General features: G+C 71.6%; 9 protein-coding genes and 1 pseudogene. 5 read left to right on the forward strand and 5 right to left on the reverse strand.

The genetic code is table 11. The features are described 5' to 3' along the window. Together ACZ63E_RS32920 and ACZ63E_RS32925 are read left to right on the forward strand one after the other, a co-directional pair. A pseudogene (locus tag ACZ63E_RS32920) lies at positions 1 to 236 on the forward strand (lipoyl synthase); the annotation flags it as partial. Between the two features lie 14 nt (positions 237 to 250). Further along, positions 251 to 1618 carry an L-serine ammonia-lyase gene (locus ACZ63E_RS32925; RefSeq protein ID WP_465340101.1) on the forward strand — a complete coding sequence of 456 codons (1368 nt, stop codon included), beginning with the start codon at positions 251 to 253 and terminating at the stop codon, positions 1616 to 1618. Here ACZ63E_RS32925 and ACZ63E_RS32930 read toward each other — a convergent pair whose 3' ends face one another. From ACZ63E_RS32930 to ACZ63E_RS32940, 3 genes are all read right to left on the reverse strand, one after another. Next, complete coding sequence (locus tag ACZ63E_RS32930) at positions 1619 to 2107, reverse strand: PIN-like domain-containing protein (protein ID WP_465340102.1); 489 nt, start codon at positions 2105 to 2107, stop codon at positions 1619 to 1621. Next, positions 2016 to 2684: a DUF433 domain-containing protein gene (locus ACZ63E_RS32935; protein ID WP_465340103.1), complete on the reverse strand. Its 669-nt coding sequence runs from the start codon at positions 2682 to 2684 to the stop codon at positions 2016 to 2018. The genes ACZ63E_RS32930 and ACZ63E_RS32935 overlap by 92 nt, the downstream gene beginning before the upstream one ends. Positions 2685 to 2832: 148 nt before the next feature. Beyond that, positions 2833 to 3015 (reverse strand): hypothetical protein, encoded by a 183-nt coding sequence (locus tag ACZ63E_RS32940; RefSeq protein WP_465340104.1) that lies wholly within the window; start codon positions 3013 to 3015, stop codon positions 2833 to 2835. A 177-nt stretch (positions 3016 to 3192) separates the two neighbouring features. Here ACZ63E_RS32940 and ACZ63E_RS32945 point away from each other — a divergent pair, with 177 nt between their 5' ends. Continuing rightward, on the forward strand, positions 3193 to 3918 hold the full coding sequence (locus tag ACZ63E_RS32945; RefSeq protein ID WP_465340105.1) for a FadR/GntR family transcriptional regulator: 726 nt from the start codon (positions 3193 to 3195) through the stop codon (positions 3916 to 3918). Between the two features lie 76 nt (positions 3919 to 3994). Continuing rightward, positions 3995 to 5941, forward strand: coding sequence for a transglycosylase domain-containing protein (locus ACZ63E_RS32950; RefSeq protein ID WP_465340106.1), 1947 nt, complete (start codon positions 3995 to 3997; stop codon positions 5939 to 5941). Positions 5942 to 5944: 3 nt separating this feature from the next. On the opposite strand, the gene ACZ63E_RS32955 is transcribed toward ACZ63E_RS32950, so the two are convergent. Then, on the reverse strand, positions 5945 to 6601 hold the full coding sequence (locus tag ACZ63E_RS32955; RefSeq protein WP_465340107.1) for an O-methyltransferase: 657 nt from the start codon (positions 6599 to 6601) through the stop codon (positions 5945 to 5947). 79 nt (positions 6602 to 6680) lie between these two features. Here ACZ63E_RS32955 and ACZ63E_RS32960 point away from each other — a divergent pair, with 79 nt between their 5' ends. Further along, entirely contained in the window at positions 6681 to 8003 is a 1323-nt protein-coding gene (locus tag ACZ63E_RS32960; protein WP_465340108.1) for an aminotransferase-like domain-containing protein, read from the forward strand. Here ACZ63E_RS32960 and ACZ63E_RS32965 read toward each other — a convergent pair. Continuing rightward, a complete protein-coding gene (locus ACZ63E_RS32965; protein ID WP_465340109.1) occupies positions 8000 to 9799 on the reverse strand; it encodes a hypothetical protein in 1800 nt (599 codons plus the stop codon). The genes ACZ63E_RS32960 and ACZ63E_RS32965 overlap by 4 nt on opposite strands. Positions 9800 to 10031 lie beyond the last annotated feature (232 nt).

Consider the following 10031-nt stretch of genomic DNA (forward strand, 5'->3'; position numbering starts at 1 on the left):
ACCACCCGGTGGACCGCTGGGTCAAGCCCGAAGAGTTCGTCGAGCACTCGAAGGCCGCCGAGGCCATGGGCTTCGCCGGCGTGATGGCCGGTCCGCTCGTGCGGTCGTCGTACCGCGCGGGACGGCTCTACGCCCAGACCAAGGGTTACCGTGGGGAGGAGCTGCCGGAGAACCTGCGGCACCTCGCCGACCAGGGCCCGGCCGCGCAAGAAGCCAGCTCCCTGCTGGCGCGATAGGAAGGGGCGGATCAATGGCGATCAGCGTCTTCGACCTGTTTTCCATCGGCATCGGCCCGTCGAGCTCCCACACCGTCGGGCCGATGCGGGCGGCACTGACCTTTGTGGACGGACTCGGCGACGACCTCGGGCGCACCGCACGCGTCCAGTCGGAGCTGTTCGGCTCGCTCGGCGCGACCGGCTTCGGCCACGGCAGTGACAAAGCGGTCCTGCTCGGGCTTTCGGGCTCGCGCCCCGAGGAAATCGACACCGACACCGTGCCCGGGCGCATCGCGGCGATCCGCGAGTCCGGCCGGCTGCTGTTGGCCGGCACGCACGAGATCACGTTCGACGAGGACAACGACCTCACCATGCACCGGCGCAAGTCGTTGCCGGCGCACCCGAACGGCATGGTCTTCCGCGCGTTCGACGCGGCGGGGGAGCTGCTGCGCGAACGGACGTACTACTCGGTCGGCGGCGGCTTCGTCCGCGACGAGTCCTACGAGACGGACGCGGTGTTCGTCGAGGACGCGACGCCGGTGCCGTACCCGTTCCGCACCGGCGCGGACCTGCTCGGGCACTGCGCGTCGACCGGGCTGCCGATCAGCGAGATCATGCTGGCGAACGAGCTGTCCTGGCGGTCGCGCGAAGAGGTCCGGGCCGGGCTGCTGGACATCTGGGCGGTCATGGCGGAGTGCGTCCGCAACGGCTGCACCCACGAAGGCGTCCTCCCCGGCGGTCTGAAGGTGCCGCGGCGCGCGAAGGCGCTCCACGAGAAGCTCCTGGCCGAGGACGGCGCGGACGACCCGCTGTACGCGATGGACTGGGTGAGCCTCTACGCCCTCGCCGTCAACGAGGAGAACGCGGCGGGCGGGCGCGTGGTGACCGCGCCGACCAACGGCGCCGCCGGGATCATCCCCGCCGTGCTGCACTACTACCAGCGGTTCATCCGGCACTCGACCGACGACGGCATCGTCAAGTTCATGCTCACCGCGGGCGCGATCGGCTCGATCCTCAAGCAGACGGGCTCGATCTCCGGCGCCGAGGTCGGCTGCCAGGGCGAGGTCGGCTCGGCCTCGGCGATGGCGGCGGCGGGCCTGACGGAGGTGCTCGGCGGCTCCCCGGCCCAGGTGGAGAACGCGGCCGAGATCGGCGTCGAGCACCACCTGGGCCTGACGTGCGACCCGGTCGGCGGCCTGGTCCAGATCCCGTGCATCGAGCGCAACGCGGTCGGCGCGTCGAAGGCGATCCACGCGGCGAGGATGGCGATGCGCGGCGACGGCAGTCACGTGGTGACGCTGGACAAGGCGATCAAGACGATGCGCGAGACGGGCGCGGACATGAGCGTGAAGTACAAGGAGACCGCCCGCGGCGGGCTGGCGGTGAACGTCATCGAGTGCTGATCAGCGTCTTCGCTTGCGCACCACGAACCGCTCGATTCCGTGGTGGGTGATCTTCCAGACGTCGGGAGTTCGGTCTGCCGACAGCGTGACGATGTCGGCGAGATTGGTTTCGACGAGGTGCAGAAGCTGGTCGCGGGTCGCTTCGCCAGGTAGGTAGAACATGTGCACCTTGGCAGAGCGGTACGCGACCAACTCATCAGGACGCTCCATGATTTTGGCGTCCCGGTTCAGCACGACCCAGCCGGTTCGTGCGATCCGCCTCAGCCATTCGGTGTCCGCGGCACCGAGTGACTCGAGTCGGGTGCCGAACACTTCGGGCGGAGTGTGACAGGCGTAGCCGAGCGCGACCAGAAAGCGCCGCACGCTGCGTGTGACGGCATTCTCGTCGAGGTAGAACTCAGGCGGCGCGGCCCAGGAGGACGCGTGCGGCGGCCCGGACGGCTTCGATGCCGATTCCGTGTTCTTCGGCGACGACGGCAGGTTCTTCACCCGCCTTCAGCATGGCCGCGACATTGGAGACTCGTGCGCCGGAGTCCATGAAGACGGGTTGACCCGACGAACGGTAAGGATCGATCGCGACCTTCGACGGTTCGAAGGTTCGGAGCATGAGGTGATTCGGGTAGTCGTCGGCGCCGAAACCCACGTATGTCAGGTAATCCTGGACGATCTCACGAATTACGGTCTGACCGGATCGTCCTTCGATCAGCCCGGCTCCGGCTTCGGTCTTGGAAAAGTCCCACAGAACCGAGATCCCGTCGGTCACGAGCGCCGGCGACACGAGGACGTATTCCCGTCCGAACTCGCTTTGCAGCTCCTTGAGGGCAGGACGGATCTTCTGCGGACGAACGCCTGCCTGCCGAAGCCCTTCCAGGACCCATGCTTCGGCCAGGGCGATGAAGGGAACGCTGGCCTGCCGGATGCTTTCCGGTTCGGAGACGTGAAGGAGCGGGCCGCCGTGCGAATAGCCACGAGCCCAGCGGTGGAAGGTCTGCTGCGGGATACCCAGGTGCCGAGCGGCATCGGCCATGCTCATCAGCGGCCGGGCGAACCTCACGTCCTCGTCCACGCGTCCTCCTCTCAGACAAGGACCATACTGCTCGATCGCGGACCGTGATCAGTTGACACGCGCGGCGATGGCAGTCACGTGGTGACGCTGGGCAAGGCGAGTAAAACGAAGCGCGAGACGGTCGAGTGCTGACGGGCGGCGGGCCGGCTCAGCGCTGCTGGTCTTCCACCGCCAGCTTCAACCCCACCTCGACCAGCCGCCAGCCGAGCTGCTGTCTCCGTGTTCCCGGCCTGCGGCTCGGCGTCGCCCGCCCCGGCGGGCGGTTGCGCACGCCGTGGCGCAGCTCGTTCTCTCGCTCGTGGACCAGGTCCTCGGCCATCAAGAAGTGCACCGGATCGCCCCCTGCGTCGATGGTCGGTGTCGGTGTCCCCATCGTCGCCGAACGTGGCCGTCCGGTTCCACCGGTTTTCCGCCGCGAACACAGTGTCACCGAGAGCGACGGCGTGAGGCCACTCCGAAGGTGCGCTGCGCCCGGGGTGATCGACTCGGCGCGGCCTAAACTCGCGGGATGGAGTCGACCTCGGTGGTGAATGCCGGTGAAGCGCTGTTCCGGCCGGTCCGCGCGGGCAACGCCTTCGAGGAGACCGTGGAGCGGCTGCTGCAGGCGATCCGGCTCGGCGTGGTGGGCGCGGGGGAGCGGCTCCCGTCGGAGCGCGAGCTCGCCGAACGGCTCGGGGTCAGCCGCGTCACGCTGCGCGAGGCCATCCGGGCCCTTTCCGACGCCGGTTACGTCGAGTCACGGCGAGGCCGCTACGGCGGCACGTTCGTGAACGACACCCTGCCCGGACCGCCCGAACGGTCACCCGGTGGCAAGGTCGAACCGATCGCGCTCGAAGACGCGCTGAGCCTCCGCTACGTCCTCGAGACGGGCGCCGCGGAGATGGCCGCCGCGCGGTCGCTGAGCCCGGCGGACCGCCGGCACCTGACCGGAACGCTCGCCGAAGCCGCGAGCGCGGACCTCGACGACTACCGCCGCAAGGACTCCCGGCTGCACCTGGCGATCGCGGAGGTGACGGCGTCCGGCTCACTGACCACGGCGATGGCCGACGCGCGCACGCGCGTCAACCAGCTGCTCGACCGGATCCCGCTGCTGCCGCCGAACCTCGAGCACTCGAACGCCCAGCACGAGGCGATCGTGGACGCGATCCTCGCGGGGGACGCGGTCGCGGCCCGGCAGGCCATGGCCGAACACATCGAAGGCACGGCGTCGCTCCTGCGTGCGTTCCTCGCCTGAACCCGTCTTGACAGGATTCGAACAACCTCGTTAGTTCTCCACAGAACCTTCTCACCCGTTCGGCCGTCATCCATTCGTGACCTTGGCGACCGAGGAACCAGCGGAAGAGCACGAGCAGCCGGACACCCCGCGACGCCGGCGGTGGCGGCGGATCCGATGCATCGGGTACCGGACCTTCGGGCTGCTCGTCGGCATCCCGCTGATCGCCTTCTGGGTCGCCTACCTCGTGCTCGAAGTCCGCAGCCCGCAGGACGTGCTCGCCGGGCTCGACAAGACCGTCGTCCTGCAGTACTCGGACGGGTCCGAGCTGCTCAAGGTCATCCCGGCGGACGGCGACCGCACCTTCGTGCCCTACGCACACGTGCCCGCGAAGCTGCGGGACGCGATCGTCGCCACCGAGGACCCGACCTTCTGGGACAACCAGGGTTTCGACCCGACCGGCATCGGCCGCGCGTTCCTCACCGGCGTCGGCGGCGGGTCCGGGATCACCCAGCAGTACATCAAGAAGTCCACCGGCGACGACGACGCCACGATCGGGCGCAAGTTCGCGGAGCTCGTCCTGTCCACGAAGATCACCCAGGAACAGAGCAAGGAACAGATCTTCGAAAGCTACGTCAACATCATCTCCTTCGGCCGCGGGACGTTCGGGCCCGCCGCGGCGATGAACGCCTACTTCGGCAAGAAGCTCGACGACTCGATGACCTGGAGCGAGGCCGCGTTCCTGGCCGGGATGATCCAGTCGCCGTCGGTGCACGACCCCGCCGCCTCGGGCGACGCCCACGCCGCGCGGCGCTGGCAGTACGTGCACGACAAGCTCGTCGCCCGCGGGTACGTGCCGGGAACCGAGCCGATGGCCTACCCGGGGGCCGAGATCCAGGCGCCGTCGGAGACACGCGCCGGGCGGGTCACCTACGACGAGTTCCACGTCAAGCAGCAGGTGCTGGCCGAGCTCGAACAGGACGGCTTCCCGCTCGGCCGGCTCCAGCAAGGCAACATGACGGTGGTGACGACGCTCGACCGCGGCATGCAGGACGCCGCGAAGAAAGCGTTGCAGGACAGGCTGAAGGGCGAGCCGAAGGAGTTCCGCGGCGCGGTGGTCTCGGTCGACCCGAAGACCGGCGCCGTGCGCGCCTACCAGGGTGGTGACCAGGGCGTCCGCGACTACGCGGGCACCTCGCACGCGGCGGGCTCGGCGTTCTACCCGTTCACGCTTGCGGCGGCGCTGCGCCGCGGTTTCGGCCCGGACACGCCGATCGCGGCGCCGGCGGAGCAGGAGTTCCTCGGCGAGAAGTTCAAGTACCCCGACGTCTGCGTCCAGAAGTGCACCCCGCGCATGGCGATGGCGACCCACGCCGACGGCCCGTTCGTCGCGCTGGCGAAGAAGCTCGGCCCGGACGCGCTCAGCGAGACCGCGCGGCAGGCCGGCATCCCCGACACCGTCGACGGCGCCCCGACGATGCGGGAGAAGGACGGCTTCCTCATCGGCGCGGGCATCGCGATCGGCCGGTACCCGCTGCGGCCGCTGGACCTGGCGGGCGCCTACGCGACGTTTGCCGCGGAGGGCGTTCGCACGACCCCGCACCTGGTGGCGAAGGTGCGCGACGAAAGCGGCGCGGTCGTCTGGGAGCACACCGACACCACGCGCCCCGCGTTCGACGAGAACGGCGACGAGAGCCGCCGCGTCGCGGAAGACGTCACGCGCACCCTCGGCACGACCCTCGACGACGGCCGCCCGGCGGCGCTGCGCACCGGCGAAGCCGAGCACGGCAGCAGCCCGGACAACCAGGACGCCTGGGCGATCGGCTACACCCCGCAGCTGGCCACGGTGGTCTGGATCGGCTCCGACGACGAGCGCCGGCTGACCGACGCGACCGGCGCGAAGCTCACCGGGGACGTCGTCCCGGCCGACATCTGGCGCACGTTCATGGCCGCGGCGCACCAGGGTCAGCCGTTCCGCCCGCTGGGCGGCGCGGAGCGGGGCGTCCCGCTCGCGCCGCCGATCGACGTCCGCCCGCGGCGGTGAGCCTCAGCGCACCAGGCCGAGCACGAACCCGTCGTGTCCCTTGGCGCCCACGGTCTGGACGGCCGTCGCGTCCACGCGGGGTTCCGCGGCGAGCAGCTCGAACATCTCCCGCGCGCCCAGGACGTTCGGGTCGGTGCTCGCCGGGTCCGCCACCGCGCCCTGGCGGACGACGTTGTCCACCACGATCGTCGTGCCCGGGCGGGACAGCTCCAGCGTCGCGCGGACGTAGTTCGCGAGGTTGTTCTTGTCCGCGTCGATGAACACGAAGTCGAACGGCCCGGTCAGCGTCGGCAGCGTGTCGAGCGCCGCGCCGACCCGGATGTCGACGACGTCCTCGCCGAAGCCCGCGCGTGCCAGGTTCTTCCGGGCGACTTCGGCGTGCTTCGGCTCGTATTCGCAGGTCACCAGCTTGCCGCCGGACGGCAGCGCGCGGGCCAGCCAGATCGTGCTGTACCCGCCGAGCGTGCCGATCTCCAGGATCGAGCGGGCCCCGGCCTGGCGGGCCAGCAGGTTCAGCAGCTTCCCCTGGTTGGGCGCGACGGCGATCGAGGGCAGCCCCGCGCCGGCCGAGTCGGCCAGCGCGGCGTCCAGCGCGGGGTCGGGGGCGAGCAGCGCGCCCGTGAGGTAGTCGTCGACTTCGGCCCAGGTCTTGTCGGTCATGGCTTCCAACCTAGGCCGCTCCGCGACCGGATGGGATCATGACTCCGACGGCGTTCCGGGCGGGAAGCGAAGGTGCACAGTGGACGACTACCGCGTCGTCGCGGACGCCCTCGCCGCCGACATCGAGGCCGGCCGCCTCCGGCCCGGGGACCGGCTTCCGCCGCAGCGCCGGTTCGCGCGGCAGCGTGGCATCGCGAACTCGACCGCCTCCCGCGTCTACGGCGAGCTCGTCCGGCGTGGCCTGGCCGTCGGCGAGGTCGGCCGGGGCACCTTCGTCCGGGCCGCGAAACCGCCGCCCGAACCCGCGCTCGCCGAGCCGGGGGATGCCCGGGTCGACCTCGAGCTCAACTTCGCCGTCCTGCCCGGCGAGTCCGCGCGGCTGGCCAAAGCACTCGAACCGCTGCTGCGCGCCGACGTCCTCACCGCGGCCCTGCACCCGATCGGCGCCGCGGGCACCCCGGCGGCCCGCGACGCGGCGGCTTCCCTGCTCACCCGCGACGACTGGCGGCCCGACCCGGCGAGCGTGCTGTTCACCGGCAACGGCCGCCAGGCGATCGCGGCGGCGATCGCCGCGTTCGTGCCGGTGGGGGAGCGGCTCGCGGTCGAGGCGCTGACCTACCCGGTGGTCAAGGGCGTCGCGTCGCGGCTCGGTGTCGAGCTGGTGCCCGTCGAGACCGACGAGCACGGCCTGGTGCCGGAAGCGCTCGTCGCGGCCGGGCCGGTGCGCGCGCTGTACGTCCAGCCGACCCTGCACAACCCGCTCGGCACGACGATGCCCGCGCGACGCCGTCAGGAGCTCGCCGACGTCGTCGCGCGGCTCGACCTGCCCGTGATCGAGGACGGCATCTACACGTTCCTGCGGGACGACGTCCGGCCGTTCGCCGCCTACGCGCCGGAGCGGACGGTCTTCGTCGACAGCCTGTCCAAGCGGGTCGCCCCCGGGCTCACCGCGGGGTTCCTGGTGACGCCGCCTTCGTGGACACCGCGGCTGGCGTCGTCTGTCCGTTCGGGCGCCTGGGCCGCGTCGCGCTTCTCCGTCGAAGCGGCGACGCAGTGGATCGTGACCGGCACCCTCGCCGAGGTCGAAGCCGCGAAACGCCGTGACGCCGCCACGCGCGCGGTGGTCGTGGCGGAGAAGCTGCTGGGCCTGCGCGGCGACCCGGCGTCCTACCACCGCTGGTGGGAGCTGCCGGAGCGCTGGCGGGCCGAGACGTTCGTCGCGGCGGCCGCGCGCCGCGGGATCGCGCTGTCTCCGGCGGCGGCGTTCGCGGTGCTGCCCGGCCACGCGCCGAACGCGGTGCGGATCGCGGTTTCGGCGCCGCCGGTGGAGATCCTCGGCTCGGCCCTGGACGTGCTGGCCGGCCTGGCCAACGGCAGCCCGGACGACGTCGGTGTCGACTAGGGCGCGTACTTGCCGACGAAGCTGCCGCAGGTGACCACGCGGCCGGTCAGCCGGGCCTGGAGCGCCTTCTCCAGCCCCAGGTAGTCGAACACCGGTGTGTCGGCCGGCACCGACTCCGGCACCGGGCCGCCCGTCGCCAGCAGCCGGGTCGGCACCGTCTGGAACAGCACCAGGTAGCCGCCCTCGCGGTTCAGCGCGTCCGCCGTCTCGAGCATCCGGGCGGGCGCGTCACCGACGATCTCCAGTGGCAGCGGCCACTCCAGCGGGAACGGGTTGTGCAGGCGGAACGCCGGGTAGGCGAACGGGTTGTCGGGCAGGACCGCCGTCCGCGCGGCCGGGAAGCGGTCGAGACAGTCGTGGATCTGCCGGACGTACCGGTAGGTCGACGGGTTCGTGCGGATGCCGGCCATCGCCGGGCTGACGTCGCCGAGGTCGCCGGTCAGCCGGTCGTGCCCGAGGTCGAGGTAGGCCGCCTGGTCGTGCCGCGCGACGACGACCCAGCCGCAGACGACCACGGCCGTCAGGCCTGCCGTCGCGGTCACCCAGCGCCGCGCCAGCCGTGGCCGCGGCGGGACGAGATGGCTCAGCAGCAGCAACGCCGTCAGCGCGAGGGTGCCGGTGAGCAGCGTCGGGGTGTCGTTGCCCCAGGACAGGCTGGTCATGAAGCCGGTGGCGAGCACCAGCAGCCCGGCCCACGGCACCCGCCGCCGCACGGCCGCGTTCACTGGCACGCTGACCGCGACGATCCACCACAGCACGTCCGCCCAGCGCGAGGAGCCGGTGAACCGGCCGTCGACGACCGTCCAGACGACCGCGGCCGCGCCGGCCAGCACGAGCACCCAGGACGCCGCCCGCCCGGCCGCGCCGAGCCGGTCGCCGGGCAGCCGGACGGCCAGCAGCACGACGGCGATCGCGGCGAAGAAGCTCAGCTCCCGGAACGGTGCCTGCGTCAGCACTTCCGGGTCTTCGAGCCAGAGCCCGAGCAGCCGCTCGCCGTACGCGGGCACGCCGCCGGTCAGCTGCTCGACCATCTCCGAGAACCCGCCGCCCAGGCTCACCCAGGCCACGTAGGCCAGCCCGGGCGCGCCGAGCGCGAGGAGGTCGAAGACGAGCCGCCGCCACCAGCGCGCGGTCCGCAGCGCGCCGTCCCGCGTCGCCGGGTGCAGCAGCAGCCACAGCACACCGATCACCGCGGCCAGCGCGAAGCTCTGCTTGACGAACACCGCGCAGCCGAGGAGGACGAGCCCGCCGCGGCGGGCGAAGGCGCGGTCCTTGCCGAGGCCCGCGTCCAGCGCCCAGGCGCCGCACGCGGTGAGCGCGATGCCGTCGACGGTGTGCCAGGCCATCAGCGGGAAGGCGTTGAGGTTGATGAGCGACGCCGCCGCGACCATCGCCGTCATGCCCGGGCCCCAGTCCAGCACCCGGCGGCGGGTGACCAGCGTGGCGAAGGCGATCGTCGCCACGATGATCTCGATCATGGACAGGAAGCTGGAGCCGAAGAACAGCGGCATCGGCAGCGCGTAGTCGACGACGTGCAGCACCGCGGACCCGAGCGGGCGGGCCGAGATGATCTCGGCGTGCGGGACTTCGCCGTGCAGCACCCGCCAGGCCTGGGCGAGGATGAACCCCTGGTCGGAGGGGTGGAACCCGAAGCGGCCGACCCGCAGTTCGGTGGCCAGGGCGAGGGCGGCGACCCAGGCGGCGTGGACGCTCCAGCGCAGCAGCGGCCGGCCCGGTTTCACGACGGCGGGCCCCGGCTCGGAGGCGGCGGCGCGCGCAGGACTCGCCACGTCCACGCCCGCCCGCCTTCCGCTCCCGATCACACCCTGGGAAGCGATGGTAGCGGCCGAGGTCACCCCGGGCGGGGACCGCACCACCGGGCCCGCGCGGTCCACCTCCGGCCGAAGCTGGGCTGCCGCGGCTTGGGGGGGGGGGGGGGGGGGGGGGGGGGGGGGGGGGGGAAAAAAAAAAAAAAAAAACCAACCAAACCCAAACACAAAAAAAACCCACCCGCCACCCCCAAACCAC

This window comes from Amycolatopsis sp. NPDC104819, from assembly GCF_055583145.1.